Origin of the sequence: Mucilaginibacter sp., assembly GCF_041660805.1 — a bacterium.
In the GTDB taxonomy this organism is placed as follows: domain Bacteria; phylum Bacteroidota; class Bacteroidia; order Sphingobacteriales; family Sphingobacteriaceae; genus Mucilaginibacter.
Genome location: NZ_JBAZVP010000025.1, coordinates 1 through 18049 on the forward strand (window position 1 = coordinate 1; position 18049 = coordinate 18049).

Sequence of the window (18049 nt, forward strand, 5' to 3'; positions counted from 1 at the left end):
TCCCAGAAATCACGTTCAGGGATAACAGTATGTATCGCCACCCAATTGGCCTCTGCCAATGGCACTACCGACGGGCTTTTTACGCCCGGTAATAATGCAATAACTGTATCTAAATTCTTGCGTTCTACATTCAATACAACGTATTTGGTTTCTTTTGCACGCAATACCGATTGTATACGCTGTATCAATTCTTGCACCAAATCGTTGCTTTCGCTGCCTTTGCTGCCAATTAATACTGCCTCAGACGACATTACATCAGCAAAAGGTTTTAATCCGTTACTTTTTAATGTACCGCCCGTTGATACCAGATCACATATGGCATCGCTCAAACCTAAGCCCGGTGAAATTTCAACCGAGCCGGATATGGTACGAATATCAGACGTAATGCCTTGTGCTTTTAAGTATTTGCCTAATATAACAGGGTAGGTGGTGGCTATTGATTTTCCATGCAGTTGGGCAATGGTTTCAATGCTATTGTTATTAGGTACTGCAATTTTTAAAGAGCATTTGCCAAAGCCAAGGCGTTGCAAGTAACTTACTTTAACTTCGGTTTCTTCAATCACGTTTTCGCCAACTATACCTAAATCGGCAATGCCATCCTGAACATATTCGGGAATATCATCATCACGCAAAAAAAGTATCTCTAATGGGAAATTTGATACAGGGGAAATAAGCGAGCTTTTATAATTTTCGAAGTTTAAGCCGCAATTTTTTAATAATTCAACAGATTTTTCGTTGAGCCGACCCGATTTTTGGATCGCTATTTTTAATGTTTTCACAAGTTGAGTTTAAGGGTACTATAATAAAAGAAACGGAGGGTTGTTATTTCGCGTAGAAACATACATTATCTATTCACCACAAGGTGGTGATGCAGATGAAGATGATGTAGTTTAAACTTTTCCATTTTTTATTATAGTAATACTATAGATAAGAGATGCAAATATAGACAGTTGTTTATTAAATCAAAATTTAATGTGAATTTGATTGTAATAAATATAATTTTTTAGTGGTTTTTTTGGCAAACTGGCAATTTGTATAAGTGCTTATATAAATTTAGTCGCCCTAAACCTCTAAGTTTATATAAAAATAATATATTTGATATTTAAGTATGGACTTACCTAATAAGACTGATCTTGTTGCAATATTAAGTAGCTCTTTTATAACGGGGGGATTAAGTGCTATGATTGGCTATTATTTAAATAAGCTATCATATAAAAAGAATAAATCACACGAGAATAAAATCCTTGAAATTAAAAATTTCTATAAAAGTTATCAAACTCTTAAGTTTGGGGTAGAAGATTATCATAATTATACAATGTTTTCTAAGAAAGATTTGGAAAACGCAAAATCAATTTCGATAGCATTGATTCCACTTTTGCATGAGTTTCAATACCAAAGCATGATTATTAAACTTTTTCTGAACGAAAGTGAGTATTTGAAAGTTATTAAAGTTGAAAAGGTACTATTTCAAATAAAGCGAGATATAGATATATTTCATATAACCTTTAAAGACCCCAATTCAGCTAATTCAGGAAATCGGATGAAAGAAATAAAAGAGCTTGATTTTGGACAAATTTTGCCTGAACTTATGAGCAGTATAGAATTGAGCCTAAGAAAAACATTTAACTAAATTTTAAAATTACTCTCCCTCATATTCATAAATTGCCCCTTCATCAAACTTCTTCAATAACTTTAGCTTTTTCACTTTTTCAATATCCTTTATATTGATCAGTTCCGGGTTTTCCAAATTGTTGAACCAGATAAGGTAGAAGCGTTTTGTCTGATAGAATTGTTTAACATCCTTTTTAAAGAACTTATGCGGCACCAGGTATGATGACAGGCCCGAGAAGAAATAAACAGCCTCATGCGCATCGGTATAAATGATCACCGTTGGATCGAACATACTTTTATCCATCGTTTTTAAGTACGCCGCAAATTCCGATTCCATCCAGCTGCTGTCGGTATAGCCGGGGTTACCATAATCATCAGCAACCTGGTCATGATAACGGTCATAATCTATCAGGAATTCCTTTGCAGAAAACCCGAGCATTAGTACCGTCATTATAGTACCCACAATCATTCGGGTTCTTTTAACATTAATACTCTTTAACCAGAGCAAGCCCCAGCTGGTATACGCCCATAAGGATGTGATAAATAATGGTGATAGTAAGCGTTGATTAATGCGCTCGTACCGCGAAAAGGTTGACGACAGAATAATAAACAACCCATAAACCAGCGAAAAGGTGATGGCCAGGTTTTCGTAACTATTTAAATGCCGGCGGTAATAATTGTAACTGAGTGCCGCAATAAAGCCCAGCAGCATAACGGTTGCTATGGGTATAGCCAGGAAATATTGAGCGGGGCTAAGACCCATCCAATCGCACATTACGGTACCAAAGTAATAAAGGTTTTTTGTGAAGGAGGTAATAGAAGGCTCGCGCGGACCGGTGCCTGTGCCTGTATGCAGGGCGTTAAAAACCAAATTGGCCACCAGGAGCGATATGGATACGAAGCCATATATTAATATATGTATGATCTTCTTTTTAAGCAGCAGCGTCCTGTCCAATAATAAAAGTAAGCCGCCTGTGCCTATTATGGTTACCGCGGCATAACGGGTAACACAGCTAATAGCTGCAATAGCGGCAGCAATAATGAGTGTTTTAACCGTATGTTTTAAAAGATATTCGCGGAAAGCGATGATAAAGAATAGTATCTCGAGGATAAATAAAGTCTCTGACCACAGATAGGTGTAGATCTGCAACAGGGCAGGGCTCAGCACAATAGCTATCAGCATTAGCCATTTGTATAGTTGTGATGACGGCACAAAGCGGTTCATGATCCACCCGCTGGTAAATAAAAGCGAGGCAAACAAAATGCTGTTCAATATTGCTCCAAAAACAACCGGATCTATATGGGTGATAGCCATAATACTCCCCAAAAAAAGCGGGTAAAATACCGGGAAATCAACAATAGGGATATGGTTAAAAGTTTGCAGCGTGCCATTTGAATAAAAGCTACGGGCGGCGCTGGTATACATGATCGAATCGGGCGATATGCCAATACCGCTATAACTGGTGAACAGGCATATTAAATAAAATGCTACTGCGCAGGCTAATAAAGTATCGTAATTTTTTATGTTGCGGAAAAATCCCATTAATGTACATTAGTTTTCTTAGTTGGATCAAAGCCATACATCCACATATTCAGTTGGCCGCCGGAACTTGCTAAACCAACACAGTCCATTAGCTCTTCAAAATAAGTGCAGGTTTTTTTCCTATCTTCGGTATCAAGATTTAGATAAAAAGGATCAAATCTTTTAAGGCCTGTTTTTATATCCTCCTGAAATTTTTTCTCAGTTGCACCTTCTTTCACTGTGGCAATAAAATCATCCGCCGTTTTATTTAACAACTCATTCATTTTTGGCTGTATACCAGGGACTGAAAGTCCTTGATAAATGGCGCTCTCAATCATAAACTTATTTTTCAACTTAAAGTTTGAAAGTTTTTTCAAGGCGTCTTTATTTACAACTATAAATGAGTTTTTTTGTGCATAACAATTAACTGTCATTAAAACTAAAAATAACGCAAATAGCCTTTTCATAAGATAAATGTACAAATCTAATCAATCAAATCCAGCACAGTACTTATAGGTTGGTCACTGTTTATTAAAATACCTTTTACACCCGCAGCTGTCCCTGCTTCCACATCGCGTTCGCGGTCGCCAATAAAATATGATTTGCTTGGGTCAATGTTATATTTTTCAATGCCCTGCAATAACAATCCCGGTTTTGGTTTGCGGCAATCGCAGTCGCCGGTAAAGTTGGGGTGGTGGGGGCAATAAAAAAAGTCGGTTAGTTCAACACCCCGTTCATGATAAACCTGTTTTAAATGATCGTGCATTTTGGTGAGTTCGGCAACATCATACCAGCCTTTGGCAAGGCCACCCTGGTTGGTTGCAACTAAAAGTATATAGCCCCTGTCTTGCAGGGTTTTTAGCGCATCAAAATTATCCAGTACATGAAAATCTTCCAGGCGACATACGTAGTCGCCCATTTCCTGGTTCAAAACACCATCACGATCTAAAAAAACTGCTTTATTTTTTTCGGGCATATTTATAGTATATAGTACAATTTGTGCAAAATTACTTTAATAAGTTAATTTACTATGTGTGCATACCAATTAACATATTAAAATTGTGATTTTCATATATTAAGTATATGATTTTTGTCGACTTAATAATTAAGTTGTAAAAAAAGAGGATTGTTTTAATAATATTTTAAAAATTAATATGGATTTTATAAAAATATGGAAATTCGTTACTTTCGTTATTACCCGTGTCTTAAAAAAACGGATAAAGAAATGGATCAAACAGATGGAAACCAGCAAGGCCTTTACAGGCCGGAATTTGAACACGATTCCTGCGGAACAGGATTTATAACCAACATAAACGGCCATAAATCTAACCATATTATTGATGATGCGTTAACCATGCTGGAGAATATGGAACACCGCGGCGCTTGCGGCTGTGACCCCGAAACCGGTGATGGCGCAGGTATTCTGATTCAGCTGCCCCATGAGTTTTTAATGGAAGAATGCTCTAATTTGGAAATAAGCCTGCCCGAACCCGGCGAGTATGGTGTAGGGATGATATTTTTTCCTAAAGACCCTACATTAAAGAAAGCATCACGTAAAATTATTGCTAACGCGATTGAAAAATTAGGCCTGCATAACCTGGGTTACCGTAAACTAACGGTTAATTCATCTGCCATTGGCGAGACCGCACGCCAGGCCGAGCCTGATTGTGAGCAGCTTTTTATACCAAGGCCAAATAACATTACCAATACCGACGATTTTGAACGTAAACTATATGTTTTACGTCGTTATATTAATAAAACTGTTACCGAAACCATCCCGGCAGCTGCAGAGCATTTTTACTTTACTTCGTTAAGCTGCCGCACCATTATTTATAAAGGGCAGGTAACTACTTACCAATTACGTAAGTATTTTACCGACCTGGCTGATCCACGCATGGCATCAGGCTTTGCCATGATCCACTCCAGGTTCTCAACCAATACTTTCCCGTCGTGGAAACTGGCACAACCGTTCCGCTTAATTGCGCATAACGGCGAGATCAACACCCTTACAGGTAACTTAAACTGGTTTTATTCCGGCTTAAAATCATACGTTTCTACCTACTTCACTGCCGAAGAAATGGAAATGCTGCTGCCGGTTATTGATAATAACCAGTCAGATTCGGCATGTTTAGATAACATCATTGAAATATTGCTGCATAGCGGCCGCTCGTTACCCCACGTAATGATGATGCTGATACCAGAGGCCTGGGATGGCAACGAGCAAATGGACCCAATTAAAAAGGCGTTCTATGAATACCATGCTACCCTAATGGAGCCATGGGATGGCCCTGCCGCCATCACCTTTACCGATGGTAAACTGGTAGGTGCCCTGCTTGACCGTAATGGACTGCGCCCGCTGCGTTATGTTATCACTAATGATGGCCGCGTAATTGCAGCATCAGAAGCGGGTACTTTAAATATTGACGAAAGCACTGTTCTGAGAAAAGGCCGTTTGCAACCCGGCAAAATGTTGTTGATAGATACCGAAAAGGGAAGGATCATCACTGACGAAGAAATAAAGAAACAAGTAACCAACCAGCAGCCATACGGCACCTGGCTGGAAAATTATAAGATCCGTTTAGGCGAATTGTCTGAGCCGCGTTTGGCATTTGCAAGCCTGTCTGCAGATTCTGTTTTTCGTTATCAGCAGGTATTTGGCTACAGCCGCGAAGATATTGATACCATTATAAAGCCAATGGCATTAGATGGTAAAGAGCCTATCGGTTCAATGGGTACTGATGTGCCTTTGGCAATCCTGTCAGATAAGCCACAGCATCTGTCCAGCTACTTTAAGCAATTTTTTGCACAGGTTACCAACCCGCCTATAGATCCTATCCGCGAGCGCTTGGTAATGAGCCTGGCTACCTTTATAGGTAACAACGGCAATTTATTGGATGAAGATAAAATGCACTGCCATTGCGTAGTGCTGAACCATCCGATTCTAAAAAACCATCAGTTAGAAAAATTAAGAAGTATTGATACCGGCTTGTTCCACGCCAAAACACTGCAAACTTATTTTAACGCGGACGGTATGCCTGGTTCGTTAGAAAAAGGTATTGCAAGGCTTTGCCGTTATGCCGAAGATGCGGTTGATGATGGCTTTGAGGTATTAATATTAAGCGACCGTGCTATCGACTCTGAGCATGCGCCAATACCAATGTTGCTGGCTGTATCTGCCGTGCATCATCACCTTATTAAAAAGGGCCGCCGTGGAGCGGTAGGTTTGGTTGCCGAGACTGGCGACGTTTGGGAAGTACATCATTTTGCTACTTTGCTGGCATTTGGCGCTACTGCTATTAACCCTTACCTGGCGCTTTCAACAATTGAAACGTTAAAGAACAACGGCAGCTTAGAGACTAATCTGGATGTTAAATACCTGTATAAAAACTATGTAAAGTCGGTTAATGACGGCTTGCTGAAGATCTTCTCAAAAATGGGGATATCTACATTGCAATCATACCACGGCTCACAGGTTTTTGAGATATTGGGTATTAACCAGGAAGTAGTTGACCGTTATTTCTCGGGCGCAGTTACCCGCATTGGCGGTTTAGGACTGGATGAGATTGCCCGCGAATCGCTTTGCAAACATAAAATTGGTTTCAACAGCCCAAAAACGGAAAGCCATTTACTACCCGAAGGTGGTATTTACCAATGGAAACGGAGGGGTGAGGCGCATTTGTTTAACCCTACAACTGTTCACTTGCTGCAACATGCAACACGCTCGAACAGTTACCATGTATATAAGAACTATGCTGCCGCGATAAACGAGCAAACAGAAAAGCATTTCACCATTCGTGGCCTGCTTGATTTTGCCCACCATCGCGAAGCCATAAACATTGACGAGGTTGAGCCTATAGAGAGCATCATGAAGCGTTTCGCTACGGGTGCCATGTCTTTTGGCTCTATCTCGCACGAAGCGCACAGTACAATGGCTATTGCCATGAACCGCATTGGCGGCAAAAGTAATACCGGCGAAGGTGGCGAGGATGAAATGCGCTACGAGAAACTGGCCAACGGCGATTCAATGCGCTCGGCTATTAAACAGGTTGCATCGGCACGTTTTGGGGTAACTTCCAACTATTTAACTAATGCCGACGAATTGCAGATAAAAATGGCACAAGGTGCTAAACCCGGCGAGGGTGGACAATTGCCCGGCCATAAGGTTGATGACTGGATCGCAAAAACCCGTCACTCCACACCGGGAGTTGGTTTGATCTCTCCGCCGCCGCACCATGATATTTACTCAATTGAAGATCTGGCGCAATTAATATTCGATTTAAAGAATGCCAACCGTAATGCCCGTATCAACGTTAAGCTGGTATCAAAAGCAGGGGTAGGCACTATAGCTGCAGGTGTTGCAAAAGCACATGCCGATGTTATACTGATTGCCGGATACGATGGCGGTACAGGCGCATCGCCAATAAGTTCTGTTAAGCACGCGGGTTTACCATGGGAGCTTGGCCTTGCCGAAGCACACCAAACGCTGGTGCGTAACAAACTGCGCAGCCGCGTGGTGTTACAAACAGATGGTCAGCTAAAAACCGGTCGTGATTTGGCTATTGCTACACTGATGGGTGCCGAAGAATGGGGTGTTGCAACTGCGGCCCTTGTTGCAGGTGGCTGTATCATGATGCGTAAATGCCATTTAAACACCTGCCCGGTTGGTGTTGCCACACAAGATCCTGAATTAAGGAAATTATTTAGTGGCAGCCCGGATCATGTTGTGAACTTGTTCCGCTTTATGGCAGAGGAGTTACGCGAGATCATGGCCGAGCTTGGTTTCCGTACAGTAAATGAAATGGTTGGCCGTGTACAATTCCTGAAAGTTAAAGAGGGAATTCAAAATTGGAAAGCCAAAAAAGTTGACCTGAGCGGTATTTTACATCCGGTAACTATTACTAAAGGTATGACCCTTTATAACAGCGAAAAGCAAGATCATGGTATGGATGCCATATTGGATTGGGAGCTGCTGCGTAATGCAAAAGTAGCTTTAGAAGATAAAACGCCGGTATTCGCGACCTTTGATGTGAAGAACGTTGACCGTACAATAGGTACGCTTTTATCAAACGAGATCTCAAAACTATATGGTTCTGCGGGCTTGCCTGATAATACCATCAATTATAAATTTAAAGGATCGGCCGGGCAAAGCTTTGGCGCGTTCACAACAAAAGGTATCTCTTTTGAGCTGGAAGGCGAAGCCAACGATTACGTAGGTAAAGGCTTGTCAGGTGCACAGTTAGCCATCTATCCGGCAGCAAACGCCACCTTTAAGCCAGAGGATAACATTATTATTGGTAACGTGGCCTTATACGGCGCTACATCAGGCGAGGTATTTATCAGGGGGATGGCAGGCGAACGTTTTGCCGTGCGTAACTCGGGTGCTACCACCGTTGTTGAAGGTATTGGCGACCATGGTTGTGAGTACATGACAGGTGGCCGTGCGCTTATCCTGGGTGAAACCGGAAGAAATTTTGCGGCAGGTATGAGTGGTGGTTTAGCATGGATCTACAATCCAAACAACACCTTCGCGGAGAATTGCAATACCGAAATGGTTGATCTTGACCCGCTATCACTTAAGGATGAGGAACAGATAACCGCCCTGCTTAAAAAACACATTAATTTAACAGGCAGCAAGGTTGCGCAAAGCATCCTTAAAAACTGGAATAAAGCATCAACACAATTTGTTAAGGTTTATCCTAAAGAATACAAAAAGGTGTTGGAGAAATTAGAATATCAAACTATCAGCTAAGAAATATTATGGGAAAAATTACAGGATTTCAGGAATTTGACAGGGAACTCCCCCAAAAAACACCTGTTGCCGAAAGGGTAAAAAACTATAATGAGTTTGTTGGTTTGTATTCTGATGAGAAGTTAAACCAACAATCTGCACGTTGCATGAATTGCGGCATACCATTTTGCCACTCGGGTTGCCCGCTTGGTAATGTTATACCCGAATTTAATGATGCCGTGTATCGTAAAAACTGGGACGAAGCGTACCAGATATTATCGTCGACAAATAATTTCCCGGAGTTTACCGGCAGGATTTGCCCTGCGCCATGCGAATCTGCATGTGTGTTAGGCATTAATAAGCCAGCGGTTGCTATTGAGGAAATTGAAAAACATATCATAGAGATTGCCTATTCAAAAAATATGGTTAAGCCCGTTGCCCCGTTAATTAAAACAGGCAAAAAGGTGGCTGTAGTAGGTTCTGGCCCCGCTGGTTTAGCTGCTGCCGCGCAACTGAGCAAAGCAGGCCACGCTGTAACCGTATTTGAACGTGATGACCGCGCAGGTGGCCTATTACGTTATGGCATCCCCGATTTTAAGTTAGAAAAATGGGTAATTGACCGCCGTATCCAGGTGATGGAAGAGGATGGCATCGTATTTAAATACAATGTAGAGGTTGGTAAAACCCTGCCTGCTGATGAATTGGTACGTACCCATGATGCTGTAGTTTTAGCAGGTGGCTCAACCATTCCGCGCGACTTGCCTATCCCGGGCAGGCAGTTTAAAGGCATCCATTTTGCAATGGACTTTTTAAAGCAGCAAAACAAGCGTGTTAGCAGTACCGCTTTCGATGCGGAAGAGATATTGGCAAATGGTAAAGATGTAATTGTAATTGGTGGTGGTGATACCGGCAGCGATTGCGTAGGTACATCAAACCGCCAGGGGGCCGTTTCAGTAAAACAATTTGAGGTAATGATGCAGCCGCCCGAAAAGCGTACAGCGCACATGCCATGGCCAACTTACCCAATGGTATTAAAAACAACCAGCTCGCATGAGGAAGGGGTTGATCGCTTTTGGGGTATTAATACCAAAGAATTTTTGGGCGATGAAAACGGCGAACTAAGGGCCATAAAGGTATCTGATGTGAGCTGGGAGATAGATGTAATGGGCAGGCCAATTAAGTTTACCGAAGTAGAGGGATCAGAACGTGAGATACCTTGCCAGCGTGTGTTCCTGGCAATGGGCTTTGTAAACCCGCAGTTTGAGGGTGCTTTACAACAACTAAATGTAGCATTGGATGACCGCAAGAACGTAAAAGCCAAAGAGGGTAACTACCGTACCAACGTAAGCAAAGTATTTGCTGCCGGTGATATGCGCCGCGGGCAATCATTGGTTGTATGGGCCATATCAGAAGGCCGCGAGGCTGCACGTAAAGTAGATGAATTTTTAATGGGTCATTCTAACCTTGAAAGCAAAGATGCTGTGAACCAGTTTGACCAGGTGTTTTATTAAGAGATAATAAAATCTTATAAACAAATAAAGCGCCTTAATGGCGCTTTATTTGTTTATGGCTATGGTCCTGATTACCGGCCGTTGACTGTGATTGTGTGTTCGTTGTTCCGCTTTTTGCGGAACGGAACAACAGGAACAGTTTATTTATCTGATGGGTTCTTTTTGCCTGCCAATAGCATTTCAACCATTTTTGTTATTCTGTTAACGCGGGTTTGTTCCTGTTTGGCGCTGAGTATCCAAACCATATATTCTTTTCTGTGCGACCAGGCAAGGCTTTCATATACAGTTAAAGCTGCCGGGTTGGTTCTTAAAATACTTTCTACATCAAGGGGAAGGGTAATCTGTTTTTTCTCCGTATCGATATAAGCCGAATAGTCGTTTTTTTGAATAGACGCCTTGCTGAAATCAGATTGTTTAACCAAATGTTCAGGGCGGAGGCGGAGGCTTGTCCAGATATCATTGATAGCAGCAGATGCTACAGGGCGAAGATCGTATTGCTTTAAAACATCCCAACTGCCCATCATCTCCAGATCGGTATCAATCCCCGAATTCTTTTTTGGATACATGATCCATATAACAGTCTCGGGTTTTAGAGTGGCTTTAAGCTGGATCAGGTTTTTGGCCAGTTCATGGTTATTCTTTACAAATAACTGTATCCCATCTGCAGGTATGGCAGCATCAAACACCAGTTTCACACCATCAGGCAGTGGATCAAACGTTGCCAAATATGATTCGGGGGCGTTTAAAACCAACCATGTTTGACCGGGTTTTACAAGCAGTTTTTTCGCGAGAGGGTTCATATGTTTATTTCAAATTCAATTTAGCAAAGAAATCCCACAAAACAATACCTGCGGATACCACAATATTAAAAGAGTGTTTAGTGCCAAATTGAGGGATCTCTATACAGGTGTCAATCACTTCCATCACTTCGTCACTTACGCCGTTTACCTCGTTGCCAAATATTAAAGCATACTTTTCAGTTTGTGAAGGAGTAAATGTATTCAGCATAGTGCTGTTCTCCGCCTGCTCTATGGCAATGATCTGGTAACCTTCTTTACGCAAAGCTTCTACAGCCTGCAAAGGTGTTTCAAAATATTCCCAGTTTACAGATTGGGTAGCCCCCAAAGCGGTTTTCTCTATTTCGCGATGTGGCGGTTGGGCGGTTATACCGCATAAGCATACCTTATTAACCGCAAAACCATCAGAGGTACGGAATATAGAACCTATGTTGTGCATACTGCGCACGTTATCAAGCACAACTGCTACCGGTAATTTATCCTGCGCTTTAAATTCATCCACTGTGGCACGGTTCAGTTCATCAAGCTTTAGTTTGCGCATATCTGTATCAGAAAAATATAAGCTGCAAAACTACAGTTTTACCAGCGGACTTAATTCCCTTACACCATCGCCTATTAATGACTTATAAACTGATGGCGCATAACCTATTTTATGGGTATAATAAGCAGTAACGGCCTCGCTAAAGTTATCAAATTGATCTCCCTTAACCAGCGCAATGGCGCAACCGCCGAAGCCCGCTCCCGTCATACGTGCACCTGCAACTGATGTATCGGTTTTAGCATATTCAACAACCGCATCCAGTTCTACGCCGCTTACCTCGTACTTATCACGCAGGGAATCATGTGAAGCATACATTAAGCGGCCAAACTCTTGCAGATCATTGCTGCTTAATGCCCTGGCTGCTAATTTTACGCGGTCGTTCTCTTGTATTACATGCGTTGCGCGCTTTAGTACAACCTCGTCTGTAATAAGGTGGCTGTATTTATTAAAAGTTTGGGTGTCAATATCGCATAGGTAATTGATATCCAGTTCTTGTTTTAAAGATGTAAGGGCGGTGCTGCATTCCTGAACACGCTCGTTGTATTTTGATTCGGCCAGTTTGCGGGGTTTATTAGTGTTAATGATGGCCAGTACGTAACCGTTTAGGTTGCTGTTAACCGCTTCATATTCCAGTGTGTCGCAGTTTAACATCAGTGCTTTATTTTTTTCGCCAAACGCAACGGAGAACTGATCCATAATGCCGCTATTGAGGCCAATAAAACTATTTTCAACCCACTTGGATAGTTTTACCAGCTCCAGTTTACTAAAACCGCAATTAAACAGGTCATTTAAAGCAAACGCAGTAACAATCTCAATAGAGGCTGATGATGATAAGCCTGAACCAATGGGGATATCGCCATAATAAAGCATATCCAGGCCCTGTAATTCTTTATCATGCTGCATAAAGTATGCAATTACACCAATGGGGTAGTTATACCATTCTGTGCCTTGTTTGGTATAGTTGGGTTGCAATGGAATTTCTGCTGTATCTGTAAAGTTTACGCTCTTGAAACGGAACACATTATCATTGTTGGGAGCAACGAGCAGGTAAGTTCCAAAAGTAATGGCACAGGGCATTACAAGCCCGCCGTTATAATCAATATGCTCGCCTATAAGATTTACCCTCCCCGGCGAAAAGTAGGTGCTGGTAGCGGGTTTATTATATGTTTTACTGAATTCCTGCTGCAAATGCTCTTTCATATTGTATTTAAAGATTGAAAAACAAATATTGTAAAACTTAGAGTTATTACAGTGCTTATGTAGCCGGTTTATTGAATTTATTTTCAATTTAAACAGAAACTGGACTATACTTGTTAATTATTTATAAATATAAAACTACACACATGAATCAATACCTTGTAACAGCTTATGACTATACGGATGAAGGCGCCCTGCAACGCCGCATGAATGTTCGTCCCCATCACCTTGATGAAGCAAAAACTTTGAAAGAAAACGGCAATTATGTTTTAGGCGGAGCAATTTTGAATGAGAATGGTAACATGATGGGCTCCGTTATGGTAGTGCAATTTGAAAACGAGGAAGCGCTTAATGCCTGGAAACAAAACGAACCTTATATTACACAGGGTATATGGGAAACCGTTGATGTAAAACCATTTAAGGTTGCGAATGTGTGATAGAGAGGGTTAAAAGTTAAAGGTGATTATGTTAAGTAAAATTAACCTGTGTAATCTTGAAACTCCCAGTAGCCCTGAATGTTTTTTGAGTAGTAGGCTGTATAAGTAATTCCGTTTGTTTTTAAATTGAATGACAGCTTTTGAGCGTTAGGGTCATTTGGTAAAAATTGTGGCAGGATACTGTCAGCTATCAGGCGGATGCCATCGGCTAAATTATCTTTGGGTTCGATTGCTTTTTCGAGGCTGGCTTTATAAATAGCAAAGGTAGGATAGGTATGATCGGTGTCATTTAACTCACGTGCTGCATTAAATGCTTGCTCCTCGGCCTGGTTCCTGTATTCATCCATTGCTTTTAACAAGCCGTCGGCAGATATTTCTGGCATGCCGTCAGCACCTTGCGAATAGTAACTGTTCAGGATCTCTTCTTTACTTTTCATTTGCGCAAAAATACACATTAACAAAAAAGGATACTGTTTATTTAGTATCCTTTTTTGTTTTGCTATAGCTGAATTAACTTACCGGCGGCGATATACCATCCAGTTCATCAATATCGTCGTCATTTAGTACTACGCTGGCTGTTTTCATATTTTCTTCAAGGTGTTCAACACTTGAAGTGCCCGGGATAAGCAAAATATTAGGAGAGTGGTTCAGTAACCAGCTTAATGCTACCTGATGAACTGTGGCATCATATTTTTCTGCAACTGCCTGCAGTTTTTCCTGAGCAGTAATATTACCGGCATTTAACGGGAACCATGGTATAAATGCAATGTTGTGATCCTCGCAATATTCTAACACGCCTTCCCATTTGCGGTTATCCACGCTGTACATATTCTGTACAGAAACCACGTCAAAAAAATCATGCGCTTTTTTAATATCCTCAATATCAACCTCTGATAGGCCAATATGCTTTATTTTACCATCAAGCTGGGCCTGTTTTAAAAACTCAAAGCTTTTTTCGGCAGGTACATTTGGGTCAATGCGATGTAGTTGATACAAGTCTATCTGATCCAGCTTTAATCTTTTTAAGCTGCCATCTAAAGCTTCTTTCAAATGTTCAGGGCTGGAGTTTACGGGCCATTGATCAGGCCCGGTGCGCAGCAAACCGCCTTTAGTTCCAATAACCAGGTCTGATGGATAAGGGTAAAGGGCTTCGGCAATAAGCTCTTCAGAAACATGCGGGCCATAGCTATCAGCAGTATCAATAAAGTTTACGCCTAATTCAACAGCGCGTTTTAGCACCCTTATGGCTTCATCTTTATCTTTTGGCGGTCCCCATATTCCTTTACCCGTAATGCGCATGGCACCGTAACCTATCCTGTTAACAGTAAGTTCGCCACCTATGCTAAATGTTTTTTGTGATGATGCAGTTTCGTTACTCATGATAATGTTGTTAATATCCTCAAAAATATTAACGCCACAATTAGTGTATTGTTTAACTCCCGCATCACTAATTGTTACATGGGCACACTATCGCCACAAGCCAATTATAGCCCCCATTAAAGTTAATGATACTACGCTGTAACCGCCATTTATAAATATATACCGCCAGCTCTTAAGCTCAAACAAGCTATGTGTTGCAATTGCCCCAAATGTCCAGATACCGGCCAGGAAGCCGGCTGTTGCGCCCCATACAATATCGGTTTTAGCATCAGCCAGAAATATACCAAGGTTTGCCGCCATAACTAATGCGAATACAGCTGTGAAACCAAATATTTTTGCTTTGTTGCCTTGCTTAACATCCTCATTGGTGAGTTTACTATCGGCAAGCCAGTCATCGCCAAATAATAAGGAAGAGTACCAAATACCGCCAACCATAAAAGCCGACAAGCCTGCTACAACCACAGCCAGCCAGTTAATTAATGAAAAATCCATGTTTTTAGGTTTATTTTACCTAAATGTATGGATTTATAAATGAGTTATCCAACTTTTATAACACATTGTTTAAAAGTCGCTTAAGGCTTATTTTACGGTGTACCGCAATACATATCTGCCAAGGTTTCCATCGGCATCAATACCTTCAATGGTAGCGCGGTAATTGCCACGGCCATCGGCATTAAAAAAATCAAATGATGCCGCGCCTGTTTTATCGGTAACAATTTTGGGGTTCCAGTATATTGTTGTGCGCAAATCAGGGCCACCTGCAGGTTTACCTACAGTATATTTAGGCGAATAAAATTCGCGGGAAACGCTATACCCGTTTGCAGCAAAGGTTACTTCATACGGCTTAGGTATCATATCCTGCATTTGCGCGAAGGAAATTTTGGTTTTGTTGATCTTTCTCATGTTCACCAATAGGATACCTGCTGTGCCAAACATTTTATTTATACCACTTACGCCATCGGTTTTAAAAAGCTCTACACTTTCCACATCATTGCCACTTATAGTACTCAAGGCACTGGCATCTACCGGTTTGCCATCCAGGTAAATTTGCATAGGCGTTTTATTGCCGCTGTTATAGTTGCGCATAAGGTAGAAGATGTTGTTATCGGCAGTAATGCCCAGTACCATTGATGGCAGGCAGCTAAGTAACGACGGGCAGCCCTTTAAAACTTCGGCACCAATAGTTTGATCGGCCTGCATTGGTAAACCGGTTAGGCCGGGCCAATCCCTGTGTAATGGCTTTTTATATACGGTTGATTTGATCACAACCTCTTTTAAAATATGCTGACTTTCATATACTTTTTTGCTGACAGCCAAATATGGTTTAAAGGTGCTGTCTATATTTGCTATCTCGTCATACACATAATTGTTTTTTGTGGCTGGCTGATAGGTTTCGCCATTAACGGTAATGGCCATATTTTTACTGAGAGGATTGTTACGGGCGGTAATTGTAACCTGGCTTGAATCTTTAAATGAAAGCTTGCTGAATTTAAAGTTACCCACCATATCTGTAAGGGTTTCTACCGTTGCTTTGCCGGGCATCTGTAAAAGTAAGTTGCCCTTGGATATAGGCATCCCGGTGTTGTTTCTGAGTATACCGCTTATTTCAAGGCCTTGCTGCTCGGGCATTGAATATATTTGCGGGTATTTGCCTGCCATAATGTTAGGGTAGGATATACGGCGATAGCCCTGGGTAAGCATTAATACATCCAGGTCTTCGGCAGCTTTTACGTTTTTAGCCAGGAAGTAATAATTTGGTTTCTCAATGTATCCTTTCAGATCTGATGTAAGTAACAGATTGGATAGGATGGTTGTCTCTGAATTTTCATTTACCGGTACCTTGCTTTCATCTATAACTGATACAGAAAAATTGCCAACAACAGGCAAAGTCTTATTTTTAGCAGACACCGCAATTTTAACGCTTTGGCGGGTGTTGTATATTTTTTTATCGGCTGTTAGGGAGAGGTTAAGCATATCATTATTCTGTATGAATAAGATACGTTCGCTTACCGGAACGCCTGTACCTGTAAACAAGGTGAATTGGATTATCCCGGTAGGGAATTTGCTTTTTGGTATGTTTGCGCTGTATACCTGGCTTTCAAGAGTAGTTTGTGCTGCAAAATACACTATACCACCTGTTTGGGCTATGACGTAATAAAGCTTGTTTTGGTTGTTTGTAAAATATGGTGTGTTGGCTGATATTTTAAGCGTAAGATTGGCTGGATCAGTATTAAACAATGCCATACTAATGCCGGCAGGGCGTATCCTTGGCATATCGTAGGTTGCTTTTGTACCGTCAGGGAACGTTATATTTGCTTTGTAGGTTTTTCCTTCCTCGGGCAGTAATGCAAATGCGCCCATACCTAAATGCTGCGATGTAATTATGGCTACTTCAGCGCCGGTATTATCGGTTACGGCGCCTTTAATATCAAGCCCAAGCCCGTTGGTTCCAATAGCTTTGAATGCCACTTTTGAGCGTACCCCTGTTATCAGATCGCCCCCTTCAGGAAAAAACTGAACATCCTTTATGCCTGCTGCTGTTTTTAACGGGAATATTTTAGTTACAGGTTTGCGGCTGCCCGTATCAATTACAGTGGTAAGCGTGCCTGATTGTAATACGGAAACATTATCACCGGTAAATTCTAAATTAAATGCGCCATTTACGTCTGTGGTGCCTTTGCCTTTGCCAATTTCATCGCCATTGACAGCGTTTGCGGTCCAGGTAACTTTTTTGTTTGCCAGAGCAATCTCGCCGGCTTCTGAATAAGTAATGCCGGCATTGATCTTTATGCGCTTATCAACCATGGTTGTGTTGAAAGAGATATTGGTACTCACCGCATTATCTACCGGGTTGCCAATAACAATGTTTTTATTGAAGAAATAATCCGGATCTGAATTGCGCATCCAGGCGGTATAGGCCCTTAAATGATAATTGCCTGCTTTATAGGCAGCGGCAGAAAGTATGATGTTGCCATTAGCAAAGCCATTAACTACGGGTAATTTAAGTTCCTGTACAATAGAATCCTGACTGTTGGCAATATCTACATAAACAATGTTGCTTAAGCCCGATGGCAGGTGCTTATCCATAGTTACATATGCCTTAAACCAGATGGTATCTGTAGCGGCATAGTATGGCTTATCTAAATGAAGGTATACCTTTTCAATAGGGAAGCTGGCCGAGTATTTAGCCGTTTTTGTTAAAATAGTATTTAAGCTTACAGTATCTCTTTGTGCAAATGCCGAAGTAAGTGAAATAGTGATCAGCAATAAAAGTAATGCGGTTTTTTTGACGTTCATTTGGTTAAAAAGTAGCATCGGCTAATAT

General features: G+C 41.4%; 15 protein-coding genes. 4 read left to right on the forward strand and 11 right to left on the reverse strand.

Annotated features, from left to right (window positions below; all coding sequences use genetic code 11):
• Nucleotides 1-779: ATP phosphoribosyltransferase (gene hisG, locus WC743_RS21725; RefSeq protein WP_373015524.1), on the reverse strand; the 779-nt coding region annotated here is incomplete at its 3' end.
• Nucleotides 780-1108: 329 nt separating this feature from the next.
• On the opposite strand from hisG, the gene WC743_RS21730 reads away from it, so the two are divergent.
• Nucleotides 1109-1630 (forward strand): hypothetical protein, encoded by a 522-nt coding sequence (locus WC743_RS21730; protein WP_373015526.1) that lies wholly within the window; start codon nt 1109-1111, stop codon nt 1628-1630.
• Between the two features lie 9 nt (nt 1631-1639).
• Here the strand turns inward: WC743_RS21730 and WC743_RS21735 are convergent, their stop codons facing one another.
• Genes WC743_RS21735 through WC743_RS21745 form a run of 3 tightly spaced genes read right to left on the reverse strand, consistent with a single transcriptional unit; the run spans nt 1640 to nt 4109 of the window.
• Entirely contained in the window at nt 1640-3154 is a 1515-nt protein-coding gene (locus WC743_RS21735) for a hypothetical protein (protein WP_373015528.1), read from the reverse strand.
• Nucleotides 3154-3600, reverse strand: coding sequence for a DUF4844 domain-containing protein (locus tag WC743_RS21740; protein ID WP_373015530.1), 447 nt, complete (start codon nt 3598-3600; stop codon nt 3154-3156). Before WC743_RS21740 ends, WC743_RS21735 begins: the two co-directional genes overlap by 1 nt.
• Nucleotides 3601-3617: 17 nt before the next feature.
• Entirely contained in the window at nt 3618-4109 is a 492-nt protein-coding gene (locus tag WC743_RS21745; RefSeq protein WP_373015532.1) for a D-glycero-alpha-D-manno-heptose-1,7-bisphosphate 7-phosphatase, read from the reverse strand.
• A gap of 249 nt (nt 4110-4358) precedes the next feature.
• Between WC743_RS21745 and gltB the strand changes: the two genes are divergently transcribed.
• Nucleotides 4359-8882, forward strand: coding sequence for a glutamate synthase large subunit (gltB, locus tag WC743_RS21750; protein WP_373015534.1), 4524 nt, complete (start codon nt 4359-4361; stop codon nt 8880-8882).
• Between the two features lie 8 nt (nt 8883-8890).
• Nucleotides 8891-10372 carry a glutamate synthase subunit beta gene (locus tag WC743_RS21755; protein WP_373015536.1) on the forward strand — a complete coding sequence of 494 codons (1482 nt, stop codon included), beginning with the start codon at nt 8891-8893 and terminating at the stop codon, nt 10370-10372.
• 140 nt (nt 10373-10512) lie between these two features.
• Here the strand turns inward: WC743_RS21755 and WC743_RS21760 are convergent, their stop codons facing one another.
• From WC743_RS21760 to WC743_RS21770, 3 genes are read right to left on the reverse strand one after another with little or no spacing between them, the layout of a single operon-like run.
• Complete coding sequence (locus WC743_RS21760; RefSeq protein ID WP_373015538.1) at nt 10513-11172, reverse strand: YdeI family protein; 660 nt, start codon at nt 11170-11172, stop codon at nt 10513-10515.
• A 4-nt stretch (nt 11173-11176) separates the two neighbouring features.
• On the reverse strand, nt 11177-11710 hold the full coding sequence (locus WC743_RS21765) for an RNA methyltransferase (protein ID WP_373015540.1): 534 nt from the start codon (nt 11708-11710) through the stop codon (nt 11177-11179).
• 30 nt (nt 11711-11740) lie between these two features.
• Nucleotides 11741-12910, reverse strand: coding sequence for a galactokinase (locus tag WC743_RS21770; RefSeq protein ID WP_373015542.1), 1170 nt, complete (start codon nt 12908-12910; stop codon nt 11741-11743).
• Between the two features lie 143 nt (nt 12911-13053).
• On the opposite strand from WC743_RS21770, the gene WC743_RS21775 reads away from it, so the two are divergent.
• Nucleotides 13054-13344 (forward strand): YciI family protein, encoded by a 291-nt coding sequence (locus tag WC743_RS21775; protein ID WP_373015544.1) that lies wholly within the window; start codon nt 13054-13056, stop codon nt 13342-13344.
• Between the two features lie 41 nt (nt 13345-13385).
• Here the strand turns inward: WC743_RS21775 and WC743_RS21780 are convergent, their stop codons facing one another.
• From WC743_RS21780 to WC743_RS21795, 4 genes are all read right to left on the reverse strand, one after another.
• Nucleotides 13386-13781, reverse strand: coding sequence for a hypothetical protein (locus WC743_RS21780; protein WP_373015546.1), 396 nt, complete (start codon nt 13779-13781; stop codon nt 13386-13388).
• Nucleotides 13782-13854: 73 nt separating this feature from the next.
• Nucleotides 13855-14724 (reverse strand): aldo/keto reductase, encoded by an 870-nt coding sequence (locus tag WC743_RS21785; RefSeq protein WP_373015548.1) that lies wholly within the window; start codon nt 14722-14724, stop codon nt 13855-13857.
• Nucleotides 14725-14811: 87 nt separating this feature from the next.
• A complete protein-coding gene (locus WC743_RS21790) occupies nt 14812-15216 on the reverse strand; it encodes a DUF1761 domain-containing protein (protein ID WP_373015550.1) in 405 nt (134 codons plus the stop codon).
• 87 nt (nt 15217-15303) lie between these two features.
• Nucleotides 15304-18021, reverse strand: coding sequence for a carboxypeptidase regulatory-like domain-containing protein (locus WC743_RS21795; RefSeq protein WP_373015551.1), 2718 nt, complete (start codon nt 18019-18021; stop codon nt 15304-15306).
• Nucleotides 18022-18049 lie beyond the last annotated feature (28 nt).